Annotated in this window: 22 protein-coding genes; 13 read left to right on the forward strand and 9 right to left on the reverse strand. The window is 64.4% G+C overall.

Annotated elements, in window-relative coordinates; translation table 11 throughout:
* Nucleotides 1-78: 78 nt before the first annotated feature.
* Entirely contained in the window at nt 79-282 is a 204-nt protein-coding gene (locus EJV47_RS22920) for a hypothetical protein (protein WP_126695548.1), read from the forward strand.
* 171 nt (nt 283-453) lie between these two features.
* On the opposite strand, the gene EJV47_RS22925 is transcribed toward EJV47_RS22920, so the two are convergent.
* Nucleotides 454-807 (reverse strand): hypothetical protein, encoded by a 354-nt coding sequence (locus tag EJV47_RS22925; RefSeq protein ID WP_126695549.1) that lies wholly within the window; start codon nt 805-807, stop codon nt 454-456.
* A gap of 134 nt (nt 808-941) precedes the next feature.
* Between EJV47_RS22925 and EJV47_RS22930 the strand changes: the two genes are divergently transcribed.
* From EJV47_RS22930 to EJV47_RS22940, 3 genes are all read left to right on the forward strand, one after another.
* Complete coding sequence (locus tag EJV47_RS22930) at nt 942-1,742, forward strand: AraC family transcriptional regulator (protein ID WP_126695550.1); 801 nt, start codon at nt 942-944, stop codon at nt 1,740-1,742.
* A gap of 73 nt (nt 1,743-1,815) precedes the next feature.
* A complete protein-coding gene (locus EJV47_RS22935; protein ID WP_126695551.1) occupies nt 1,816-2,250 on the forward strand; it encodes a hypothetical protein in 435 nt (144 codons plus the stop codon).
* Nucleotides 2,150-2,668: a hypothetical protein gene (locus EJV47_RS22940; protein ID WP_126695552.1), complete on the forward strand. Its 519-nt coding sequence runs from the start codon at nt 2,150-2,152 to the stop codon at nt 2,666-2,668. Before EJV47_RS22935 ends, EJV47_RS22940 begins: the two co-directional genes overlap by 101 nt.
* A gap of 5 nt (nt 2,669-2,673) precedes the next feature.
* Here the strand turns inward: EJV47_RS22940 and EJV47_RS22945 are convergent, their stop codons facing one another.
* Complete coding sequence (locus EJV47_RS22945) at nt 2,674-4,521, reverse strand: glycoside hydrolase family 15 protein (RefSeq protein ID WP_126695553.1); 1,848 nt, start codon at nt 4,519-4,521, stop codon at nt 2,674-2,676.
* A 153-nt stretch (nt 4,522-4,674) separates the two neighbouring features.
* Nucleotides 4,675-5,529, reverse strand: coding sequence for a hypothetical protein (locus EJV47_RS22950; RefSeq protein WP_126695554.1), 855 nt, complete (start codon nt 5,527-5,529; stop codon nt 4,675-4,677).
* 129 nt (nt 5,530-5,658) lie between these two features.
* Between EJV47_RS22950 and lepA the strand changes: the two genes are divergently transcribed.
* Nucleotides 5,659-7,446: a translation elongation factor 4 gene (gene lepA, locus EJV47_RS22955; protein ID WP_126695555.1), complete on the forward strand. Its 1,788-nt coding sequence runs from the start codon at nt 5,659-5,661 to the stop codon at nt 7,444-7,446.
* Between the two features lie 60 nt (nt 7,447-7,506).
* Here lepA and EJV47_RS22960 read toward each other — a convergent pair whose 3' ends face one another.
* Complete coding sequence (locus EJV47_RS22960; protein ID WP_207895971.1) at nt 7,507-7,917, reverse strand: DUF5684 domain-containing protein; 411 nt, start codon at nt 7,915-7,917, stop codon at nt 7,507-7,509.
* Between the two features lie 159 nt (nt 7,918-8,076).
* Here EJV47_RS22960 and EJV47_RS28215 point away from each other — a divergent pair, with 159 nt between their 5' ends.
* The 6 genes from EJV47_RS28215 to EJV47_RS22985 all read left to right on the forward strand — a co-directional run bounded on the left by EJV47_RS28215 (nt 8,077) and on the right by EJV47_RS22985 (nt 13,067).
* A complete protein-coding gene (locus EJV47_RS28215; protein ID WP_165903895.1) occupies nt 8,077-8,244 on the forward strand; it encodes a hypothetical protein in 168 nt (55 codons plus the stop codon).
* A 29-nt stretch (nt 8,245-8,273) separates the two neighbouring features.
* Nucleotides 8,274-9,185 carry a bifunctional 5,10-methylenetetrahydrofolate dehydrogenase/5,10-methenyltetrahydrofolate cyclohydrolase gene (locus tag EJV47_RS22965; protein ID WP_126695556.1) on the forward strand — a complete coding sequence of 304 codons (912 nt, stop codon included), beginning with the start codon at nt 8,274-8,276 and terminating at the stop codon, nt 9,183-9,185.
* A 210-nt stretch (nt 9,186-9,395) separates the two neighbouring features.
* Nucleotides 9,396-9,977: a 7-carboxy-7-deazaguanine synthase QueE gene (locus tag EJV47_RS22970; protein ID WP_126695641.1), complete on the forward strand. Its 582-nt coding sequence runs from the start codon at nt 9,396-9,398 to the stop codon at nt 9,975-9,977.
* Between the two features lie 10 nt (nt 9,978-9,987).
* The gene (locus EJV47_RS22975) at nt 9,988-11,928 is read left to right on the forward strand and encodes an OmpA family protein (RefSeq protein WP_243651281.1); all 1,941 of its coding nucleotides are present in this window, start codon (nt 9,988-9,990) and stop codon (nt 11,926-11,928) included.
* A 322-nt stretch (nt 11,929-12,250) separates the two neighbouring features.
* The gene (locus EJV47_RS22980; protein WP_126695557.1) at nt 12,251-12,616 is read left to right on the forward strand and encodes a hypothetical protein; all 366 of its coding nucleotides are present in this window, start codon (nt 12,251-12,253) and stop codon (nt 12,614-12,616) included.
* 94 nt (nt 12,617-12,710) lie between these two features.
* On the forward strand, nt 12,711-13,067 hold the full coding sequence (locus EJV47_RS22985; protein ID WP_126695558.1) for a hypothetical protein: 357 nt from the start codon (nt 12,711-12,713) through the stop codon (nt 13,065-13,067).
* A gap of 138 nt (nt 13,068-13,205) precedes the next feature.
* On the opposite strand, the gene EJV47_RS22990 is transcribed toward EJV47_RS22985, so the two are convergent.
* Nucleotides 13,206-14,498 carry a citrate synthase gene (locus EJV47_RS22990; RefSeq protein WP_126695559.1) on the reverse strand — a complete coding sequence of 431 codons (1,293 nt, stop codon included), beginning with the start codon at nt 14,496-14,498 and terminating at the stop codon, nt 13,206-13,208.
* A 309-nt stretch (nt 14,499-14,807) separates the two neighbouring features.
* On the opposite strand from EJV47_RS22990, the gene EJV47_RS22995 reads away from it, so the two are divergent.
* Both EJV47_RS22995 and EJV47_RS23000 read left to right on the forward strand, forming a co-directional pair.
* Nucleotides 14,808-15,263: a DUF2147 domain-containing protein gene (locus tag EJV47_RS22995; RefSeq protein WP_126695560.1), complete on the forward strand. Its 456-nt coding sequence runs from the start codon at nt 14,808-14,810 to the stop codon at nt 15,261-15,263.
* 9 nt (nt 15,264-15,272) lie between these two features.
* On the forward strand, nt 15,273-16,322 hold the full coding sequence (locus tag EJV47_RS23000; protein WP_243651282.1) for a DUF6268 family outer membrane beta-barrel protein: 1,050 nt from the start codon (nt 15,273-15,275) through the stop codon (nt 16,320-16,322).
* A gap of 228 nt (nt 16,323-16,550) precedes the next feature.
* On the opposite strand, the gene mnmE is transcribed toward EJV47_RS23000, so the two are convergent.
* The 4 genes from mnmE to EJV47_RS23020 all read right to left on the reverse strand — a co-directional run bounded on the left by mnmE (nt 16,551) and on the right by EJV47_RS23020 (nt 21,172).
* Complete coding sequence (mnmE, locus tag EJV47_RS23005; protein ID WP_126695561.1) at nt 16,551-17,933, reverse strand: tRNA uridine-5-carboxymethylaminomethyl(34) synthesis GTPase MnmE; 1,383 nt, start codon at nt 17,931-17,933, stop codon at nt 16,551-16,553.
* Nucleotides 17,934-18,047: 114 nt separating this feature from the next.
* Nucleotides 18,048-18,707, reverse strand: a complete 660-nt coding sequence (locus tag EJV47_RS23010) for a metal-dependent transcriptional regulator (RefSeq protein ID WP_126695562.1) — start codon at nt 18,705-18,707, stop codon at nt 18,048-18,050.
* A 116-nt stretch (nt 18,708-18,823) separates the two neighbouring features.
* Entirely contained in the window at nt 18,824-19,834 is a 1,011-nt protein-coding gene (locus tag EJV47_RS23015) for a 3-oxoacyl-ACP synthase III family protein (protein ID WP_279389071.1), read from the reverse strand.
* A gap of 177 nt (nt 19,835-20,011) precedes the next feature.
* Nucleotides 20,012-21,172 carry a glycosyltransferase family 4 protein gene (locus tag EJV47_RS23020; protein WP_165903896.1) on the reverse strand — a complete coding sequence of 387 codons (1,161 nt, stop codon included), beginning with the start codon at nt 21,170-21,172 and terminating at the stop codon, nt 20,012-20,014.
* Between the last annotated feature and the right edge of the window lie 57 nt (nt 21,173-21,229).

A 21,229-nucleotide genomic window follows, 5' to 3' on the forward strand; every position in this document is an offset into this window, starting at 1 on the left:
AGGCCGTTTCAGCCGCCCCGAAAATGCGTTTGTTTCACCTGCGATAATCTGAGTGAACAATTGGGTTAGTTTAGGAGCATGAAGCTTTACATCGCGCTGGCCATCTTGTTCATGCCCCTCTTCGTGATGCTCTATGCCGTAATCACGGCCCCTCCCGAGGAGGGGGGGCCGAAGAGGACCTACACGGTCTGGTCGGTGTTGGCCGGGCTCTTCGCGCTCGTGTTTGAGGTGTTTTCCAGCGCTTTTGCCAGGCGCCGGAACAAGTACAAAAACTGGGAGTAAGGCGGGAGTACAATAATTCGATGGTGTCCCCGGCATCAGTCGATACCCTCATGCCCATCACCTACGAAAAAGCCGCCCCGGTCAAGTGACCAGGGCGGCTTGGCGTTTGGGGTAAGGACAAGGCAGGGCCGGGGCTCCTGGTGTTGCGGAGGCCGCGGGCCGGGGCGAAATTTACTTGGCGGCCTGCTTTTCCAGCAACTGCTCCAGCTCGTCGGCGGCCCGCTCGATATCGTGGTAGCCCTGCTGGGCGGCGCGCTCCTTGGCGGCCAGCAGCCCGTCGCGGTGCACGGTCTTGAAGTCGCCGAAGGGAAATTTGTAGCGGCCCTTGGTATCCTCGCCCAGCGTAGTGTCCTCGCCCAGGTGCCACTGGGCGTACTCCTCGATTTCGTGCCGGTCGAGAAACTTGTTTTCGGCGGCCGTGTCGGGGTTGTGCTCCCGCCAGTGGCCGGCGTCGTTCTTGAATTTGCCGGCCTGAATCAGCTGCTTCGCGAAGCGCACGGCGGCGGGGTTGAGTTTGACGGACATGGGCGGGAGGCGTTAAGTATCAGCAGTAGCCTACGCAGCCGGCCCGCAAGCGTTGGCCCGCCGCTCCGCCCGGGGCCGTACGAATCACGACCAGCCGCCGCCCTGCGTGACCCGCCGAAGCCGTATTTTGCGTCATGCAGCACTTGCCCCGGGTTTTGATTGATGCGGTGCCCACGGCCACCTTTCAGCGGCAGGAGCCGGCCGAGGAGCTGCGGCCCTACGTGGCGTTTTTCTGGCAAAGCCAGCCGGCGGCCGAGCTGCGCAGCTTCGTGCTGCCCAACGCCCAGGGCGTGCTCAGCTTCAACCTGGGCCGGCAGCCCTGGTACTCCGACGCGCCCCCGCACCCGCGCCGCGTCTTTGCCCGCAGCCAGGTGTTCGGCCACCTCACGCGCCCCTGCTGCTGTTGCTACCCGGCCGGCACCGAGCTGTTCGGCGTCACCCTGCAGCCCGGGGCGCTGGCCCTGCTGCTGGGCGTGCCGGCCCCCGCGCTGGCCGATCTGGCCGCCGACCTGACCGCGCTGCTGCCCCTGGCGTCGCTGGAAGCGGAGCTGCGGCGGGAGCCCGCCTTTGCCGGGCGCGTGGCGCTGCTGCAGGCCTGGCTGCGGGCGCAGTTCCGGGGCGCCCCCGTCGATTACCGCTACCAGCTGGTGCAGGCCGCCGCCGCGCGCTTCGGCCGGCCCGGGGCAGGGCAGTACGTCGTTGAGCAGGCCGCCGCGCAGGTAAGCGTCACGCCCAAGTCCCTGACGCGGTACTTCCAGCAGGTAGTGGGACTGGGGCCCAAGCGCTGTGCCCAGCTGGCCCGCTTCAAGCTCGCCCTGGCCGCCTACCGGCAGTACGGCAGCGCCTGGGACTACGAAGCGGCCGGGTACGCCGATTTTGCGCACTTCGCCCGCAGCAGCCACCGCCTGCTGGGCCGCGGGCTGGCCGGGCTGTAGGATTGTCCGTTTTGTCCACCGCCGGGAAGCGCGGCGGGTGGCACCTTTGCGGCCGTTACCAATGCCTGCGCCCATGATTCCCGCCGCCCACCAGCAGTTTGTTCACCACGCCGTAGCCGTGCTAAGCCGCACGCCCGGCATCGTCGGTGTGGCCATCGGGGGCTCCTGGCAGGAGCAGGCCCTCGACGAGTTTTCGGACCTGGATCTGGTGCTGGTGCTCGACCCGGCCGCCGCGCCGCGGCTGCTGGCCGAGCGCCCCGCCGTGGCCGCTTCCCTGGGCCGGCTGCTAGAGTGCTTCACCGGGGAACACGTGGGGGAGCCCCGCCTGCTGATCTGCCTCTACGACGAGCCCCTGCTGCACGTGGATCTGAAGTTCGTCGCCCTGCCCGACCGACCTGGCCCGGCGAGTGGAGGACCCGGAGGTGCTCTGGGAGCAGGACGGCCTCGTCAGCGCGGTGCTGCGGGCCACGCCGGCCCGCTTCCCGGAGCCCGAGCGGCAGTGGATTGAAGACCGGTTCTGGATCTGGGTGCACTACGCGGCCACCAAGCTGGGGCGGGGCGAGCTGCTGGAAGTGGTGTCGTTCCTGGATTTTCTGCGCAGCACGGTACTGGGGCCGCTGCTGGCGCGCCGACAGGGGCGGCCGGCCCGGGGCGTGCGCAAGCTGGAACAGCTGCTGCCGCCCGCCGAGCTGGCCGCCCTGCGCGCCACGGTGGCGCCCGCCGAGCCGGCGGCGTGTGCGGCGGCGCTGCGCCAGGCCATTGCCATGTACCGCAGCTTGCGGGCGGCAGCGCCGGCCCCGGGGTTCGTGGCGAAGACCCTGGTAGAAACCCGCGCCACGGCCTACCTGGAGGCCGTTATAGCCGCGGCCGTTCGCCCGGACTCGCCGCTTCCGGCCGGCACTGATAATCCGGCGCGGCAGGCGTAACGCCGCTACACGTACTGGTGCCCCCGGTCGGGGCCGTTGCGGCGGGCGTCCAGGTCGCGGTTGAGCTGGAAGGCGGCGCTGATCAGGGCCAGGTGGGTAAAGGCCTGCGGGTAGTTCCCGATCTGCTCCCCCTCGGGGCCAATCTGCTCGGAGTACAGCCCCAGCGGCGAGGCAAAGCCCAGCAGCTTCTCGAACAAGAGCCGCGCCCGGTCGACCTCGCCGGCGCGGGAAAGGTTTTCGATGTACCAGAACGAGCACATGGTAAAGGTGCCTTCCGCGCCCTGCAGGCCGTCGGTGGCCCCGTCCTCGGCCCGGTAGCGGAACATCAGGGAGTCGAGCACCAGCTCCCGGCCGATGGTGCGCAGCGTGGCCTGCCAGCGCGGCTCGGCGGGGCTGAACATGCGCATCAGGGGCAGCAGCAGGGCCGAGGCGTCGAGCACCTGCCCGCCCGCGTACTGCACAAAGGCCTGCCGCTCCTCGCTCCAGAAGTTGTGGTACACCTCCTCGTAGATTTCGTCGCGGATGCCGAGCCACTCCACCACCGGGGCCGGAAACGACCGGTCGCGGGCAATGCGGATGGCGCGGTCCAGGGCCACCCAGCACATGAGCTTGCCCGAGAGAAACTGCCGCTGCTCGTCGCGCACTTCCCAGATGCCGTGGTCGGCCCGGCGCCAGTTCCGGGCCACGAAATCGACCAGCCGGCACAGGTGCTGCCAGAAGTCGTAGGTAATGGCCCCGCCGTGGCGGTTGTAGAGGTACACCGTGTCGAGCAGCTCCCCGTACACGTCGAGCTGAAACTGCCGGGCGGCCCCGTTGCCGATGCGCACCGGCCGGGAGTCGCGGTAGCCGCGCAGGTGCCCCAGCTCCAGCTCGGCCAGGTCGGGGTTGCCGTCGACGGCGTACATCAGCTGCAAATCCCCCGCGTCCTGCAGCTGCACGCAGCGCTCCATTATCCAGCGCAGAAAGGCCTTCGACTCCTCCATGAAGCCCAGGCGCAGAAAGGCGTACATGGTAAAGGCCGCGTCCCGAATCCAGGTGTAGCGGTAGTCCCAGTTGCGCGGCCCGCCCGGACTTTCGGGCAGGCTGAACGTGGCGGCGGCCACCGTGGAGCCGTGCTGCAGCGAGGTGAGCAGCTTCAGGGTAATGGCCGAGCGCAGCACCGTTTCGCGCCAGCGGCCGGTGTAGGTGCTGCTCTCCACCCAGCTTTGCCAGAAGTGCAGCGTGTCCTGAAACGCCGCCTCGGTGTAGTGCGCCAGGTCGCGGGCAATAAAGTCGGGGTTGTCGACGGGCGTAGCCTCGATGACGAAGCTGGCCACGTCGCCGGCGCGCAGCGTCCAGCTCCCGTGGGCGGCCCCGTCGGCCACCGCCAGCGGCTGGTCGGCCAGCAGGCGGAACTGCAGCCCGTCGGGGCCCAGGCTGCGGAAGAGCAGGCTGCCGTCGGGCTGGGGCTGCACCTCGTGCGGGGCGCGGGCGTAGTCGAAGCTCGGGGCGCAGCGCACCTCGAAGTCCAATTCGCCCTTCACCACGCGCAGCTGCCGGACCACCGCGCAGTTCTGCCCGCGGTGCTTGATGGGCATGAAATCGGTCAGCTCGGCAATGCCGGCCGGGCAGTAGAAGCGGGTGAGCAGCACGCCGGTATCGGGCAGGTAGAGTTGCTTGCTGCGCACCGCCGCGTCGGCCGGCCCGATGCGCCAGGAGCCGCCCTTTTCCGCGTCGAGCAGGGCGGCGAAGATGGTGGGGGAGTCGAAGCGGGTGAAGGGCAGGTAATCGAGCGAGCCGGCCTTGGAGACCAGGGCCACGGTGTGCAGGTTGCCAATCAGGCCGTAGTCTTCCAGCGGGGTGGAGTGCTTCATGCGAGAAATACCGACGTATATGAATCGTCCCTGCTCTACGCACGGCGCCGGCAAACTGCCGGGGTGCCGGGCAGAATCACCCCAAAAACGCGGCGGCCGGCCCCTCCGCTGAAGAACCGGCCGCCGCTGCGGATGGGTATGTTGCCGGCGGGCTCAGCCAAACAAGATGCCGGGGCCGCCCAGCGCCAGGCGGGCCACCACCAGCACCACGGCCAGCACCACGACTAAGCCCCAGGCCACGCGGGTTTTCTGCGGCACCGGCACCGTAAACTCGAACAGCTCGTTGGCGCTGGCCAGGGCAATGGGGCCCAGGGCCAGCAGCAGCGTCACAAAGCGCAGCTCCTCGTTGATGGTCAACTCGGGGTAGCGGAAGGCGGCCAGCAACAGCGAGCCGGCCAGCCAGGGCGTGAGCAGCGTGGCCAGCAGCAGGCGGCGGCGCTGCGGGTAGCGCATGAGCGTGCGCGAGTCGTGGCTCTGCAGAAACAGGGGAGTGGTGAAGTAGCCCAGCACCACGAAGACGAGGCCGAAGAGCACCGCCAGCGCCACCGTCACGCCGTTGCCGGCCAGAAACAGCCAGGCCGGCACAAACCAGAAGCCCGAGCGGGTAAACGTGTCGGCAATCAGCGCCCCGAAAAACAGGTTGAAGCCGTGCAGCACCAGCCACACCAGGTACTGCTTCAGCAGGCCCCGCCGCTGCCGGGCGCGCCGCCAGCACCAGAGCCCGGCGCCCACGGCCAGCAGCAGGCAGGCCAGCGGCCCGGCGCTGTACACGGCCACCACCGCGTTGCGCCACCAGTCGGCGTCGGCAATGCGAAACTGCACCCGGCCCAGGTGCCAGGCACTCGGAATATGCAGCTGCGCGGCCGTCAGCACCATCAGCAGGCGCGAGAGGAAATCGGCCGTGAGGTAGGCCAGCACGTACAGGATGGTGGCGTTGAGGGCGGCAATGCGGGTCTTGTCGCCTAAAGTCTGGGAAGCCTCCAAGGTGGTGGGTTGGGTGAGGGGCATGGCGCGGGAACTACGGCTAAAGCTAGCGGGTTGCCCGCGTACCGCCAAGGAGCCAAACCGGCCCACCGGTAGTTTTTGCGGCCCAAAAACGCTACCTTCGCGGTTGCAACACGCCTTTATACCCGCCGAGTGAAGAACATTCGCAACTTCTGCATCATCGCCCACATCGACCACGGCAAAAGCACGCTGGCCGACCGCCTGCTGGAATTTACCAGCACCGTGAGTCAGCGCGAGATGCAGGCGCAGCTGCTCGACAACATGGATCTGGAGCGGGAGCGGGGCATCACCATCAAGAGCCACGCCATCCAGATGCAGTTCCCCTACAAGGGGGAAATGTACACGCTCAACCTCATCGATACCCCCGGCCACGTCGACTTCAGCTACGAAGTGTCGCGCTCCATTGCCGCCTGCGAAGGCGCTCTGCTGATCGTCGACGCCTCGCAGGGCATCGAAGCCCAGACGATTTCCAACCTGTACCTGGCCATCGGCGCCGACCTGGAAATCATCCCGGTGCTGAATAAAATCGACCTCCCGCACGCCATGCCGGAGGAAGTCACCGACGAAATCGTGGACCTGATCGGCTGCAAGCCGGAGGATATCATCCACGCCTCGGGCAAGGCCGGCATCGGCATCGAGGCCATCCTGAACGCCATCGTGGAGCGCGTTCCGGCGCCCAAGGGCGACCCGGAAGCCCCGCTGCAGGCCCTGATTTTCGACTCGGTGTTCAACTCCTACCGCGGCATTGAAGTGCTGTTCCGCATCAAGAACGGCACCATGCGCAAGGGCGACAAGCTGCGCTTCATTGCCACCGGCAAGGAGTACGGCGCCGACGAAATCGGGGTGCTCAAGCTCAACCAGGAGCCCCGCGACGTGGTTTCGGCCGGCGACGTAGGGTACCTGATTTCGGGCATCAAGGAAGCGCGCGAGGTGAAAGTGGGCGACACCATCACCCACGTGGCGCGCCCCACCAAGGAGCCCATTCACGGCTTCGAGGACGTGAAGCCCATGGTCTTCGCCGGTATCTACCCGGTGGATACGACCGAGTACGAAGAGCTGCGCTCCAGCATGGAAAAGCTGCAGCTCAACGACGCCTCGCTGGTGTGGGAGCCCGAAACCTCGGCGGCCCTGGGCTTCGGCTTCCGCTGTGGCTTCCTAGGCATGCTGCACATGGAAATCGTGCAGGAGCGCCTGGAGCGCGAGTTCAACATGACCGTAATTACCACCGTGCCCTCGGTGCAGTTCCGCGTCACCACGAACCGCGACGAGGAGCTGATGGTATCGGCCCCGAGCGAAATGCCCGAGCCCAACCTGATCAAGCACATCGAGGAGCCCTTCATCAAGGCCCAGATCATCACCGCGGCCGAGTTTGTGGGCCCGATCATGACCCTGTGCATGGAGAAGCGCGGCATCATCAAAGGGCAGTCGTACCTGACGTCCGAGCGGGTAGAACTGGGCTTCGAGCTGCCGCTGTCGGAAATCGTGTTCGACTTCTTCGACAAGCTCAAAACCATTTCGCGCGGCTACGCCTCGCTCGACTACGAGCTGATCGGCTTCCGTCAGTCCGACATGGTTAAGCTCGACATCATGCTCAACGGCGAGAAGGTCGACGCCTTGTCGGCCATCGTGCACCGCTCCAAGAGCTACGAGTGGGGCAAGCGCCTCTGCGAAAAGCTCAAGGAGCTGCTGCCGCGCCAGATGTTCGAAATTGCCGTGCAGGCCGCCATCGGGCAGAAAATCGTGGCCCGCGAAACGGTGAAGGCCCTGCGCAAAAACGTACTGGCCAAGTGCTACGGCGGCGACATTTCGCGTAAGCGCAAGCTGCTCGAAAAGCAGAAGGAGGGCAAGAAGCGGATGCGCCAAGTGGGCTCCGTGGAAATTCCCCAGGAGGCCTTTTTGGCCGTGCTTAAGATTGATTAATGAAGAAGGGGGCGGCTCACCAGAGCCGCCCCCTTTTAGTTGCTGCTAGCCGAGCGGCAATTAGTACGTGGGGTTGACCACGCCAGCACCCGCGGCGGCACCTTCAACCGGGCCTACGTAGCGGACATCGGAGGAAAAGCCCAGGTACGGAATGTAGATGAACCCGAAGAAAATCATGGCCAGGTAGCTCCCAATACCGGTTTTGCCATAAGCTTTGCACAGGCTCACATACAGCGTAATGAGAAAGTAGATGTTGACGAAGGGAACGAACATCCATATGATCTTCCACGTCTCGCGCCCCACGATTTCGTGCATCACGATGATGTTGTAGATCGGAATGATGGCGGCCCAGCCGGGCTTGCCGGCCTTCTCAAACATCTTCCACATGCCCGCCACCACCAAAACCAGAATGGCCAGGTACACGAGCCCAAAGATGCCAGCGAAAATTCCTCCTGCGGCGTTGTCTTCCATAATACTAGCGAACTGAAAAAGTGTGAAATGGTTGAGGTTCGCTGCAATATAGAACTTCCCATATAAGCACAATGCCGCTACTTAAAATCATAGAACTGAGTACCTTCTTTCTTCCTTCATGCAATTCTTGCAAAAGCGCTGTGTGATAAACCCCAGACCATGAACGACGCGCTGACCAAGAACTGCACGAGCGAAACCCAACTCGAAAAAATCCGCCGCGGCCAGGAGCTGCGCTTCCGCTGGCGCGACGACTGGCCCGTCATGGAACAGGCCATCCTGAAAGCCGGCCGCGAAGCCATTGCCCGCAACTCTGAACGAAACTCTTAATCCAAACGCGTCCGAACCGGAATAACCGCATGACCACTGCTCCCGAAGCCACGACCTACAAGCTCATCGACGGCAAGCAGACCGCCGAGAACATCAAGCAGGAAATTGCCGCCGAAGTAGCCGCCCGCAAAGAAGCCGGCCAGAAAGTGCCCCACCTGGCGGCCATCCTCGTCGGCCACGACGGCGGCTCCGAAACCTACGTGCGCAACAAAGTGCTGGCCTGCGAAGCCGTGGGTTTCGGCTCCACGCTGCTGCGCTTTGAAAGCGACATTACCGAGGCCGAGCTGCTCCAGCAGGTCGACGATTTGAACAACGACCCGGAAATCGACGGCTTCATCGTGCAGCTGCCGCTGCCCAAGCACATCAACCCCGACAAGGTCATCGAGGCCATCAAGCCCGAGAAGGACGTCGACGGTTTCCACCCGATGAACATCGGCCGGATGGTGGCCGGCCTGCCCGCCCTGCTGCCCGCTACGCCCTCGGGCATCGTGGAGCTGCTGCGCCGCTACGAGCTGCCCACCGACGGCAAGCACTGCGTGGTAATCGGTCGTTCCAATATCGTAGGGACGCCCGTTAGCATATTGCTGGCTAAGAACTTGGAGCCTGGCAACTGCACCGTTACTTTATGCCACTCGCGCACCCAGGATCTGCCCAGCATCACCCGCACGGCCGACATCCTGGTAGCCGCCATCGGCCGGCCCGGCTTCGTCACGGCCGACATGGTGAAGCCCGGCGCCGTGGTTATCGACGTGGGCACCACCCGCGTGGAAGACGCCAGCAAGAAGGCCGGCTGGGCCCTGCGCGGCGACGTGGACTTTGCCGGCGTGGCCCCGCTGTGCTCCTACATCACGCCGGTGCCTGGCGGCGTCGGCCCCATGACCATTGCCATGCTGCTGCTCAACACCCTGCGCGCGGCCAAGGGCGAGGTGTACCCGCGCTAACGGCCCGGGCGGCCCCGGAATTAGGCAATCCGGGCCGCGTGTGCTATTTTTAAGGTCGGGCCGCTGGCAGGCCGGAGGAACCCTAAAGCGGGGAAACTCCGTTTACCACGCGGCCCGGCCTTTTTCTTGCCCTACGTTTCCGCTTTGCTTTACCCGCTGCCCACCCTGTTGCCGTCCAATTCTGCCGCTGCCCCCGCCGCCCTGCCGGTGATGGAGCAGTTTTACACCATTCAGGGGGAAGGAGCCAACGCCGGCCGCGCCGCGTACTTTATCCGCCTGGGCGGCTGCGACGTGGGCTGCCACTGGTGCGACGTCAAAGAATCGTGGGACGCGGGGGCGCACCCCAGGCTGAGCATTGCAAGCCTGGTAGAAGCCGCTGCGGCGCACCCGGGCCGCAACGTTGTCATTACCGGCGGCGAGCCGCTGATGTACGACCTGGGCCCGCTCACCGAGGCCCTGCACGCGGCCGGAATGCAGACCTGGATGGAAACCTCGGGCGCCCACCCGCTCTCGGGCCAGTGGGATTGGATCTGCGTCTCGCCCAAGAAATTCAAGGCCCCGCTGCCCGAGGTGCTGCGCAATGCCCACGAGCTGAAAGTCGTTGTGTTCAACAAGAGCGACTTCGCCTGGGCCGAGCAGCACGCCGCGCAGGTCGGGCCTGAGTGCCGCCTGTTCCTGCAGCCCGAGTGGGGCAAGGCCGCCCAGGTCACGCCGCTGATTATCGATTACGTCAAGCAGCACCCGCGCTGGCAGGTGTCGTTGCAGACGCACAAGTACCTCGACATTCCCTAGCCGCTCCTCTATGCGCCGCGTGTTGCTGCCCTTGCTGGTCGTAGCTGCGGGCTACCTGCTGCCCGTGCAGCCGGCAGCCGCGCAGGCCAAAGTCCCGATTACCAACACCAAAGCCAAGAACCTCTGGGAGAAAGCGCAGCAACAGGAGAAAGACCGGGAGTTCGGCAAGGCCATCGAAACGCTCAGCCAGCTCAACCAGAAATTTCCCTCGCTGGGGGAGCCGTTTCTGCTGAAAGGCAAGCTGCACAAGGCCATGGGCGAGATGCGCCCGGCCTACGAAGCCTACCGGCAAGGCGTTGAGAAGATGCCCTTTGACCCCGGGCGGATGAATGATTACTTCACCCTCGGGGAGCTGGCCCTCGGCTTCGGCGAATACCAGCCGGCGCTGGAGGCTTACCAGAAGTTTCTGAAGGTGGCGCCCAAGGGGCAGCGCTACATTCCGCGGGCTCAGCAGCAGGTGCTCAACTGCGAGTTTGCCCTCAAAGCCATGCAGAGCCCGGTGGGCAAGGCCCCCGAGCGGCTCGGCGCCCCGCTCAATACCTTCCGCTTCCAGTACTTCCCCGCCGTCACGGCCGACAACCGCTTCCTGGTCTACACCGCCCGCAAAACCGGCGAGTCCGACGAGGACATCGTGGTCAGCCGCATCGACAAAGAGGGCGCCTTCGGGGAGCCGCAGCTGATTTCCTCGGCCATCAACTCGCAGTTCAACGAGGGCGCCGGCACCATCTCGGGCGACGGGAAGACCCTGGTATTCGCCTCCTGCGACCGGCCCGGCGCCGTCGGCAACTGCGACCTGTACATCTCGCGGCGCACCGGCAACTCGTGGAGCAAGCCGCGCAACCTGGGCCGCAACGTCAACTCCGTGGCCTGGGACTCGCAGCCCACCCTGTCGGCCGACGGGCGCACCTTGTACTTCACCTCTGACCGGCGCGGCGGCCAGGGGTTGGAAGACATTTACGTGACCACCCTGCAGGCCGATGGTACCTGGAGCCTGGCCCGCAACCTGGGGGCGCCCGTCAATACCGCCGGCAAGGATATGGCCCCGTTCATCCACGCCAGCGGCACCACGCTCTACTACGTCTCCGACGGCATGGTGGGCATGGGCGGCCTCGACGTGTACCGCAGCATCCTGGAGAAGGATAAGTGGGCCGCCCCGAGCAACCTGGGCTACCCGCTCAATACCTTCGAGAACGAAGCCTCCCTGTTTATCAGCTCCGACAACCGCCGGGGCTTCTGCTCCCGCACCCGGCCCGCCGAGGCCGCCGTGCCCGAGCGCGACCGGCCGGTGGAGCTGTTCAGCTTCGAGGTGCCGGCGGCCATCCGCTCCCAGGAGCAGAGCACCTACACCCAGGGCCGCGTGTTCGACGCCGTCACCAAAAAGCCCCTGCAGGCCGACGTGCAGCTCTACGACCTGAAGACCGACGAGCTGGTGCAGGGCGTGCTCAGCGACCCGGAAAGCGGTGAATACACCGTGGTGCTCAACGAAGGCCACCAGTACGGCATGTACGCCGTGGCCGACAAGTACCTCATGCGCAGCCTGAACTTCGACTACTCTGACAAGCGCAGCTTCGACCCGCTCACGCTCGACATCTACCTGGAGCCCGTGCGCGCCGGCCGCGCCATCGTGCTGAACAACCTCTTCTTCGACTCCAAGCAGTACGCCCTCAAGCCCACCTCCCGTACCGAGCTCAACCGCCTGATTAAGTTTATGAGCCAGTACCCTGACGTTCAGGTGGAAATTTCGGGCCACACCGACGACGTGGGTACCGACGACGACAACATGGTGCTGTCGAAGAACCGGGCCAAATCGGTGTACGATTACCTCACCCAGCACGGGGTGAAGGCCGAGCGGCTGCGCTTCCGCGGCTACGGCGAGACCAAGCCCCTGGTGGCAAACGACTCCGACGAGCACCGGCAGCAAAACCGCCGCATCGAGTTCCGGATTCTGTAGTCCGACCCCGCCTTTTCGGCCCGTCCAATGGCCCGTCATTGACCTAATGACGGGCCGTTGGACTTTTTTTTGTGCTATATCTGCGCTTGGTGGGGTGAGTGATATTGATAAGACAATCAGAGTTTTGTGGGTATTTAATGGAAGTATTCTTATAGAATAGTTACAAAATTTCTTTTTGGAATTTCATTTTCCTTCTCTCACATTTGGACCGGACCCCAAGCAGTTCCCGGCCCGCTTTCGGCGCGCTGGATACAGGGGCCCGCCGCGTGTCTTTTCCACTTAAACCTTTCCAACCATTGTCCAACCTCCACACTCCCGTCCCATGAAAAAGCTCCTTTCCCTGGCTGTTCTGGCCGTTGGGCTGCAAGGCGTAGCCGCCGCCTCCGACCCCGAAACGGATAAACTGAACACCCGGGCCACCGCGCTGACGCGGGCCATGACCAGCAAGATGCAGCTCGACGAGGGCCAGTACCTCCGCCTGAAGTCGCTCAATCTGCGCATGCTGGAAACCATGGAAGACCTCAAAGTGCGCTTCGCCGCCGACCCCGAAATCCGGGACATGCGCATGGCCGAAGCCCAGACGAGCTACCACATGGAACTGGCCCTGATGCTGCGCCCCTCGCAACTGACGGCTTATAAGCAAAGTCAGGAAAGCATGACCGCCCTGGGCCTGCCCGGCACCCGGTAATGCTGCCCCGCACGCGCCCCCGTCGCCGCTCACATCGGCGGGGGCGTCGTGCCTGCCGCAACCTTGATCATTCCTAACCTCCACTACCACCGCCATGAACAGACTATTTCTGTCAGCTGCCATGCTGACGTACTCGCTGTCGGCTAGCGCCGGCCAGGAACCCACCTTGAACGACCGGGCCACCACGCTCACCCAGCAGCTGGCCCACAAAGTACCGCTGAACGAAGCCCAGTTCGTGAAGGTGCGCCGGCTCAATCTGCAGCTGCTGACGGCCACCACCGACCTGCAAGCCCAGTTTGCCAACGACCCGGCCACCCTCGACCAGCGCCTGGCCGAGCTGCAGGACAACTACGACTGGGACATGGCCGCCATCCTCTGGCCCCGCCAGCAGCTGGCCTACCGCCAGTACCGCAGCAACATGACGGCCATGGACGCGCCCACCGCGCGCTAAGCCCGCCCCAGCACCACAAAACGCCATTCACTCACTCACTCACTCACTGCGCGCATTCACTCACCTGCGCCTTATTCCAAACGCAAAAACGCCAGCCTTTGTGGGGCTGGCGTTTTTTATTGGGGCAGCGGAGGCGGACTAGGCGCGCTCGTTGATCGGCACGTAGTTGCGCTCTTTCTCGCCCACGTAGATCTGGCGCGGGCGGCCGATGGGCTCCTTGTTCTCGCGCATCTCCTTCCACTGGGCAATCCAGCCGGGGAGGCGGCCCAGGGCGAACATCACCGTGAACATCTCCGTAGGGATGCCCAGGGCTTTGTAGATGATGCCCGAGTAGAAGTCCACGTTCGGGTAGAGCTTGCGCTGAATGAAGTACTCATCGGTGAGGGCGGCTTGCTCCAGCTCCTTCGCGATTTTCAGCAGCGGGCTGTCCTGCAGGCCCAGGGCGGTCAGCACCTCGTCGGCGGCCTTCTTGATGATGGTGGCGCGCGGGTCGAAGTTCTTGTACACGCGGTGGCCGAAGCCCATCAGGCGGAAGGAGTCGTTCTTGTCCTTGGCCTTGGCGATGAACTTGCTGGTGTCGCCGCCGTCGCGCTCAATGGCTTCGAGCATTTCCACCACTTCCTGGTTGGCGCCGCCGTGCAGCGGGCCCCACAGGGCGTTGATGCCGGCCGATACCGAGCCGTAGAGCGAGGCGTTGGCCGAGCCCACCAGGCGCACCGTCGAGGTGGAGCAGTTCTGCTCGTGGTCGGCGTGCAGGATGAGCAGCTTGTTCAGGGCGCTGACAACCACCGGATTCAGCTCATACTTCTCCGTGGGGAAGCTGAACATCATGTGCAGGAAGTTGGAGCAGTAGTCCATGTCATTCCGCGGGTAGTTCAGCGGATGACCCATCTGGTTTTTGTAGGTCCAGGCCGCAATGGTGGGCAGCTTGGCCATCAGCCGGATGACGTTCAGGTCGATTTCCTCCTTGCTCAGGTCCGGCGACACGCTTTCGGGGTAGAAAGCCGTCAGGGCGCAGATCAGCGAGGAGAGGATGGCCATCGGGTGGGCCGCCGACGGGAAGCCGTCGAAAATCTTGCGCACGTCCTCGTGCACGAGGGTGTGCTTGGTAATCTGCGAGCTGAAGTCTTTCAGCTGAGCTTCGGTCGGCAGGGCGCCGTAAATCAGCAGGTAGGCTACTTCCAGGAAGCTGGATTTCTCGGCCAGCTGCTCGATGGGGTAGCCGCGGTAGCGCAGGATGCCTTCTTCGCCGTCGAGGAAGGTGATGGCGCTTTTGGTGGCGCCGGTGTTCTTGTAGCCCGAATCCAGCGTCACGTAACCGGTCTGGTCACGGAGCTTGTTGATGTCGATAGCCTTTTCGTTCTCAGTACCCTCGAACACCGGCATCGGGTACGATTTGCCGTCGAGGATAATTTCAGCGGTTTCTGCCATTACAAACTGATTAGTGGACAGGGAGTGGGTGGCGTGTGGGGCGAAGTACGGCATTAGCGCCGTGCCCTGCAACCCGGCGGCGAGTTTGCACCGGGCCAGGTGTAGTACAAATGAAGCCCGGCCGTTGTTTGGAGTTGAAAGTCAGTGGGTAAGAAGGTGGGGCTGTAGCCGGGTTAATTAATTTTAAGCTCAGCAGAAGAACGGCTGCCCGGCTGGCTGTTAGATTAAATATTATTAATAATAGTAATGCTGTTAAAAAGTGAAGTTAGGCTGTTTATTTTCGCACCTCAACCATTTTGTACTCCAATTATGAAACGCATTGGACAATTTCTGCTCACCGCCCTGCTGCTGGCGCTGGCCACGACCCTAGCCCGGGCCAATAACCCCGATGCCGTGTTGGGCGTGTGGAAGAACGGCGAAGGCACGGGCATGGTACAGATTTACAAGCGTGGCGACAAGTACTTCGGCCGGGTGGTCTGGCTGAAAGTGCCCAACAACCCCGATGGCACCCCGCGCACCGACGTAAACAACCCCGAAGAGAAACTGCGCACCCGCCCGCTCAAAGGGCTGGAAAACCTGCGCAACTTCGTCTACAAGGGCGAAAACGTGTGGGAAGAAGGGCAGGTGTATGACCCCAAGACCGGCAACGATTACAGCTGCGAAATGAAGCTCGTGGACGCCAACACCCTGGAAGTGCGCGGCTACATCGGCGTGTCCTTGTTTGGGCGCACCGACGTGTGGAAGCGCCAGGTCAAGAAAAGCTAAGCCCCAGCCATGCGTTTCTCCTTATTCCTGGGCGTGGTGCTGGCGGCTGGCCTGGGCACCGGCGCCGCCCGCGCCCAAGTAAACCCGCCCGCTGCGCCGCCCGCCGACTCGCTGGACTTCGGCGAGTTCGGCGACGCCGACAAGCCCGCTCAGGCCTACGCCACCCAGAAAGTGCTGTACCTGAGCCCGACCAAGCTGATTTCCGTCGGCTACGAGGCGCAGACCGGCTTCGACCTGCGCAGCACCGGCGTGCAACTGCCCACCAGCTCCTCCGTCAGCACCGTGCAGCAGCGCGTCAGCCGCTACGGCGGGCTGCGCCTGGGCGTCAACGCGCCGGTGATTTCGCGCTCCAATTTCATTCTGAACCTGGGCCTCACGTACTGGAGCACCGGCGTGCGCTTCGAGGGGGCCGAGGCTTCTCCTTTCTTCCAAGCCCTGGGCCGGGGGCTGCGCAGCACCGGGGTCAACGCCACCGTGTTCAAGCCCTTTGACGACAAGCATTTCCTGCTGGTGCAGGGCAACACCGACCTGAACGGCAACTACCGCGGCTTCGACGAACTGCACGGCAAGGGGCTGACCTACAGTGGCACGGCCATCTACGGCTGGAAGCGCACCGACAATTACATGTGGGGCCTGGGCCTGACGCGCACCTACCGCGCCGGGCAGCTGCTGCACATTCCGGTGGTCTTCTACAACCGGACGTTCAGCCCGCGCTGGGGCGTGGAGGCCGTGTTTCCGGCCCGCGTAAACCTGCGCCGCTCCTTCGGCACCACCTCGCTGCTGATGTTGGGCTACGAGCTGGAGGGTAACACTTACTACCTCGGGCCGGTGAACGGGCAGGACCTGTACCTGCGCCGCGGCGAAATGAAGCCGCGCATCACCTACGAGCGGCGGCTGGCCGGCTTCGTGTGGCTGTCGGCCCAAGCGGGCTACCGCTACAACTGGCGCTTCAACGCTTTTGCCGAGCAAAACCCCAAGGGCGACAACACGCCCGTGTTCGACAACGAGCTGGACAACCCGCTGTACTTTAACCTGAGCATAAACCTGGTCAGCCCCTGATCCGGCTGCGCGTCGCCCGTTCCCGGGCCGCCCAGTTCCCCACCACGCGCGGGAGCTGGGCGGCCCGGTTTTTTAGGCAGACTGTGGGTGCGCAGGAGTTGGGAGAGACTAGGACGCAGGTTGTGCGGGCGGCGCGGGGGCCGGCAAGTCAGAGGCTTGCTGCCGTTCTTGGGGCTACAGTCTCGGCGCGCCCCAGACTGTGCCCGGCGCGCATTCGGCCGCCAGTTCTCACTTACCGATGCAGAAGCGGGTGAAAATGCTGCCCAGCAGGTCGTCGGTGCTGATGTCGCCGGTGATTTCGCCCAGCGCGTGCAGGGCGCGGCGCAGGTCGGAGGCCACCAGCTCGGTGCCCAGGCCGTGCTGCAGGCCCTGCTGCACGGCCGTCAGGGCTTCGGCGGCCACTTCCAGGCTGCGGGCGTGGCGCAGGTTGGTGACGATGGTGGCCGCCCCGGCATCCAGTCCTTCGCGGCGCACGGTGGCCAGCAGGCGCTGGCGCAGCTCCTCCAGGCCCTGGTGGCTGGTGGCCGAGAGCAACAGCATATCGGGGTAAGCGGCCTGCAACTCGGCCACAGTGGCGGTGGGAGCTTCGTCCAGCTTGTTGCCCACCAGCAGCAGCACGGCGCCGGCTGGCAGGGGCAGTGCGGCCACGTCGGCGGCCACTTCGGCGGGCGTGGCGGTGGCCAGATCGAACAGGTACAGCACCACGGCGGCCTGCTGCACCCGCTGCCGGGTGCGCTCCACGCCGATGGCTTCCACCACATCCTCGGTGTCGCGCAGGCCGGCCGTGTCCACGAAGCGGAACTTGATGCCCTCCAGGCTGACCTCGTCCTCGATAAAGTCGCGGGTGGTGCCCGGAATGGCCGAAACGATGGCGCGTTCCTCGTTGAGCAGGGCATTGAGCAGGGTGCTCTTGCCCGCGTTGGGCCGGCCGGCAATGACGGTGGTGACGCCGTTCTTGATGACGTTGCCCAGCTCGAAGGAGCGCAGCAGCCGCTGCACCAGCGTTTTCACCTCGCCCAGCAGCTTGATCAGCCCCGTGCGGTCGGCAAACTCCACGTCCTCTTCGCCGAAGTCCAGCTCCAACTCCAGCAGGGCCGCAAAGTCGATGAGGCGCTGGCGCAGGTCGGCCAGCTCGCGCGAGAAGCCGCCGCGCATCTGGTTCAGGGCCACCCGGTGCTGCAGGGCCGAATCGGCGGCAATCAGGTCGGCCACGGCCTCGGCCTGGGCCAGATCGAAGGCGCCGTGCAGGAAGGCGCGCTTGGTAAACTCGCCCGGCTCGGCCAGCCGCGCCCCGCGCCGCACCAGCAAGGCCAGCAGCTCCCGCACGATGTAGTCGGAGCCGTGGGTGCTGATTTCGACCACGTCTTCGCGGGTGTAGGAGTGCGGCCCGCGAAACAGGCCGACCACCACCTCGTCCAGAATCTGCGCCCCGTCGCGGATGGTGCCGTAGTGCAGGGTGTGGCCGGGCTGCGCGGCCAGGTCCTTGCCGCGAAACACCTCATTGGTGAGGCCAATGGCCGCCGGCCCGGACAGGCGCACAACGGCAATGGCCCCGGCACCGGGTGGGGTCGAGAGAGCAACGATGGTATCGGAAAGCGCGGGGGGAAGCATGCGGTGAAATGGTGAGGTGGTGACCTGGTGAGTTTGGTGGTCGGGAGGCCGGCACCGCGCATTTCGCGCAGCTGGAACGACACTCACTATTTCACCATCTCACCATTTCACCGCCTAAAACGTGACGAACAGGTTGCGGCTAACTTCGGCGGATATCTGGGTTTTTGGCTGGGTATTGATGCTTATTTCTAGCGAGTTATCAAACATAATCTTATCCAGCACTTCAATGCGGCAGCCCAGGCCCAGACCGACTTTATTCAGGTACTGCAGGAAGGGTTGGGAGGTGTTCTTGACGGCCACCAGCAGCCCCTGCTGCCCCGGCTTCAGCTCCGACAGCAGCACGTGCTGAGGGCGCGGCATGGCCCCGTCCTCCTGCGGAATCGGGTCCCCGTGCGGGTCGACTTCGGGGAAGCCCAGGAACTCGTCGAGGCGGCGCACCAGCAGCGGGGAGCTGATGTGCTCCATTTCCTCGGCCACCTCGTGCACCTCGTCCCAGCTGAAATTCAGCTTCTGCACCAGGAACACTTCCCAGAGGCGGTGCTTGCGGATGGTCAGCAGGGCCAGCCGCCGGCCCTCGGCCGTGAGCAGCACCCCGCGGTAGCGCTGGTAGCTGAGCAGGCCCTTTTCGCCCAGGCGGCGCAGCATATCCGTCACCGAGGCGGGGCGGGTTTGCAAGGCCTCGGCAATGCTGTTGGTGCTGACCTCGGCGCCCGGCTCGGCCTCCGAGAGCTTGTAAATAGCCTTGAGGTAGTTTTCCTCGGTATGACTCGGCATTCAGTTGAATTAAAAATTAAAAATGAAGAATTAAAAATTGAGGTGGACGACCCGAACAAGGCTGCCCGGCCATCCACCTCATTTTTCATTTTTAATTCTCAATTTTTAATTGACTTCTACCACTTGATCAGGGCCGAGGCCCAGGTGAAGCCCGAGCCAAAGGCGGCCAGGCACACCAGGTCGCCGCGCTGCACGCGGCCTTCCTGAATGGCTTCGCTCAGGGCCAGCGGCACCGAAGCGGCGGTGGTGTTGCCGTACTTCTGGATGTTGCTGAACACCTTGTCGGCCCCGAGGCCCATCTTCTGGCCCACGTACTGGGTGATGCGCAGGTTGGCCTGGTGCGGAATGAGCAGGTCGATGTCCGAGGCCTGGTAGCCGTTGGCCTGCAGGGCTTCGTTGATGACTTCGGGGAAGCGGGTGACGGCGTGCTTGAACACCTGCTGCCCGTTCATGTAGGGGTACATGGATTCGGGGTCGTCGAGCACGACCTGCACCCGGTTTTCGCGGTTGGAGCCGGGCTCCTTGGTAATCAGCTCCTCGGCGTACTCGCCCTGGGCGTGCAGGTGGGTGCTCAGGATGCCGTGGCCTTCCCGGTTGCTGCGGCGCAGCACGGCGGCCCCGGCGCCGTCGCCGAAGATGACCGACACCGCCCGGCCGCGGGTGGTTTTGTCGAGGCCGGAGGAGTGGATTTCGGAGCCCACCACCAGGGCCGTTTCGTACATGCCGGTTTTGATGAACTGGTCGGCCAGCGAGAGGGCGTAGATAAAGCCCGAGCACTGGTTGCGCACGTCGAAGGCCGGGATGGGAGCCTTGATGCCCAGCTCGCGCTGCAGCAGCACGCCGGAGCCGGGGAAGAGGTAGTCGGGCGAGAGCGTGGCGAAGACGATGAGCTGCACGTCGTCGGGCTGCAGGCCGGCCTGCTCCAGGGCCATGCGGGCGGCGCGGGCGCCCATGTTGGCGGTGGTGTCTTCGCCTTCGTTGAACCAGCGGCGCTGCTGAATGCCGGTGCGTTCCTGAATCCACGCGTCGGTGGTTTCCATGAGGCCTTCGAGGTCGGCATTGGTGACAACGCGGGAGGGCACGTAGTGGCCCATGCCGGCAATTTCGGCGGAATACAATTGGGACATGATGAGGGGGTGTGGGGAAAGAGCGGAGCGGTGAAAAGCGGGGAAAAAGGGGCCAAAGATACTCCTCCGGCGGAATTATGTCGGCTGCCACCAGTAGCAGGAGCAGCGGAGTTTCCGGTGGCGGGGCATGAGCAGTAGCGGGCGGCCTCGTGCGGGGACACGGCGGCCGGACCGCCCTTACAACGGTGGCCCGGCGCGGGCGGTTACCACGGGCAGCGCGGCTTGCACGGCGGCCAGCAGTCGGGGCGCCTCGGAGTGCCAGAAAGCTTCGGCCGGTGGGCCAGCAGGATAAAAGCCCTGCGGATACTTTCGGTGGCTAATCATCGAAATAGCCTCTTGGGCTGGCTGGATGGAAAAACGAAAATCCACGGTTAGGCCGGCGCCGTGCCGCTCCACTTCGGCCTGCCACAGCGGATTGGGCGGCACCAGTACCGGCAGCGCGTTGGCCAGGTACTCGTACAGCTTCGTCGGGATGCAGTTCCAGGTGCTGGGATGCTCCTGGTAAGGCAGCAGACCCAGGTGGCTCCGGCGAATTTCGGCCAGAATAGCAGCGTGCGGCACCGGTTGTGCGCCGCCCACCACGCGCAGCCAGGCCGCGTGCTGCCGGGCCAGTTCATCGAGGCGACGCTGCTCGTCGGGGCGCTGGCAGTAGCCAATGACGGTTAGCACCACATTGCTGAGGTAGCCGTGCATTATTTCGGCCACTCGAATGGCATCGAAGACGCCGTTCAGCTCCGAGATAGTGCCCGAATACAGCAGCCGCAATGGCTCGGAGGGCTTAGGCAGCCAGACCGGCGTAGGCGGGGCCGGGGCATCTGGCGGGGCCACGTACTTGTTTTCGAGCACGACGACGCTTCGGGAGGCGGGCAGCCAGGGCAGCTCGGCGGCGTAGCTGCGCTCGGCCAGCAGCACGGCGGCGGCGCGGCGGGCGGCGCGAGTTTCCACCCAATCCACGGCGCGGGCCAGCAGGCGTTTCAGCCCGCCGCGGTACACCTGCTGGGTGCGGATGTTCAGGGCGTAGTTTTCCCGCACATCGTAGAAGAAAGGGTGGCCGGTGCGCTGGTGCCAGAGCAGCGTCAGCGGCAGCAGCTCGGGGGCGTGGACAATTACCAAATCCGGCTGCATCTTCCGCAGCAGCCGCCAGTAGCGCCACTGGGCCAGCAGGCGGGAGAAGCCCAGGCGGTGGCCGTTGAATAGTGGTACTTCCAGAATACCGGGCCCGGATACAAAGGCTTTGGGGTGGGCGCTGCGCCCGGCTACAATGGGCAAGTACCCCGCCCCGGCCAAAGTGCCACCGAACTTTTCATACATGCGCGTGTCGTCCGTGGACTTCAGCACGGAAGCCAGCAGGATGAACGGCGTAGGGCGGGAGGGTGGCAGCACAGGCCCAAACCT

The organism is Hymenobacter gummosus, assembly GCF_003970915.1.
Taxonomy (GTDB): Bacteria; Bacteroidota; Bacteroidia; order Cytophagales; family Hymenobacteraceae; genus Solirubrum; species Solirubrum gummosum.

Bases quoted from the DNA above. Each gene is read 5' to 3' on its own strand.
- EJV47_RS22920 (WP_126695548.1), top strand. From the start codon at position 79: ATGAAGCTTTACATCGCGCTGGCCATCTTGTTCATGCCCCTCTTCGTG.
- EJV47_RS22925 (WP_126695549.1), bottom strand. From the start codon at position 807: ATGTCCGTCAAACTCAACCCCGCCGCCGTGCGCTTCGCGAAGCAGCTG.
- EJV47_RS22930 (WP_126695550.1), top strand. From the start codon at position 942: ATGCAGCACTTGCCCCGGGTTTTGATTGATGCGGTGCCCACGGCCACC.
- EJV47_RS22935 (WP_126695551.1), top strand. From the start codon at position 1,816: ATGATTCCCGCCGCCCACCAGCAGTTTGTTCACCACGCCGTAGCCGTG.
- EJV47_RS22945 (WP_126695553.1), bottom strand. From the start codon at position 4,521: ATGAAGCACTCCACCCCGCTGGAAGACTACGGCCTGATTGGCAACCTG.
- EJV47_RS22950 (WP_126695554.1), bottom strand. From the start codon at position 5,529: ATGCCCCTCACCCAACCCACCACCTTGGAGGCTTCCCAGACTTTAGGC.
- EJV47_RS22960 (WP_207895971.1), bottom strand. From the start codon at position 7,917: ATGGAAGACAACGCCGCAGGAGGAATTTTCGCTGGCATCTTTGGGCTC.
- EJV47_RS28215 (WP_165903895.1), top strand. From the start codon at position 8,077: ATGAACGACGCGCTGACCAAGAACTGCACGAGCGAAACCCAACTCGAA.
- EJV47_RS22965 (WP_126695556.1), top strand. From the start codon at position 8,274: ATGACCACTGCTCCCGAAGCCACGACCTACAAGCTCATCGACGGCAAG.
- EJV47_RS22970 (WP_126695641.1), top strand. From the start codon at position 9,396: ATGGAGCAGTTTTACACCATTCAGGGGGAAGGAGCCAACGCCGGCCGC.
- EJV47_RS22975 (WP_243651281.1), top strand. From the start codon at position 9,988: ATGCGCCGCGTGTTGCTGCCCTTGCTGGTCGTAGCTGCGGGCTACCTG.
- EJV47_RS22980 (WP_126695557.1), top strand. From the start codon at position 12,251: ATGAAAAAGCTCCTTTCCCTGGCTGTTCTGGCCGTTGGGCTGCAAGGC.
- EJV47_RS22985 (WP_126695558.1), top strand. From the start codon at position 12,711: ATGAACAGACTATTTCTGTCAGCTGCCATGCTGACGTACTCGCTGTCG.
- EJV47_RS22990 (WP_126695559.1), bottom strand. From the start codon at position 14,498: ATGGCAGAAACCGCTGAAATTATCCTCGACGGCAAATCGTACCCGATG.
- EJV47_RS22995 (WP_126695560.1), top strand. From the start codon at position 14,808: ATGAAACGCATTGGACAATTTCTGCTCACCGCCCTGCTGCTGGCGCTG.
- EJV47_RS23000 (WP_243651282.1), top strand. From the start codon at position 15,273: ATGCGTTTCTCCTTATTCCTGGGCGTGGTGCTGGCGGCTGGCCTGGGC.
- mnmE (WP_126695561.1), bottom strand. From the start codon at position 17,933: ATGCTTCCCCCCGCGCTTTCCGATACCATCGTTGCTCTCTCGACCCCA.
- EJV47_RS23010 (WP_126695562.1), bottom strand. From the start codon at position 18,707: ATGCCGAGTCATACCGAGGAAAACTACCTCAAGGCTATTTACAAGCTC.
- EJV47_RS23015 (WP_279389071.1), bottom strand. From the start codon at position 19,834: ATGTCCCAATTGTATTCCGCCGAAATTGCCGGCATGGGCCACTACGTG.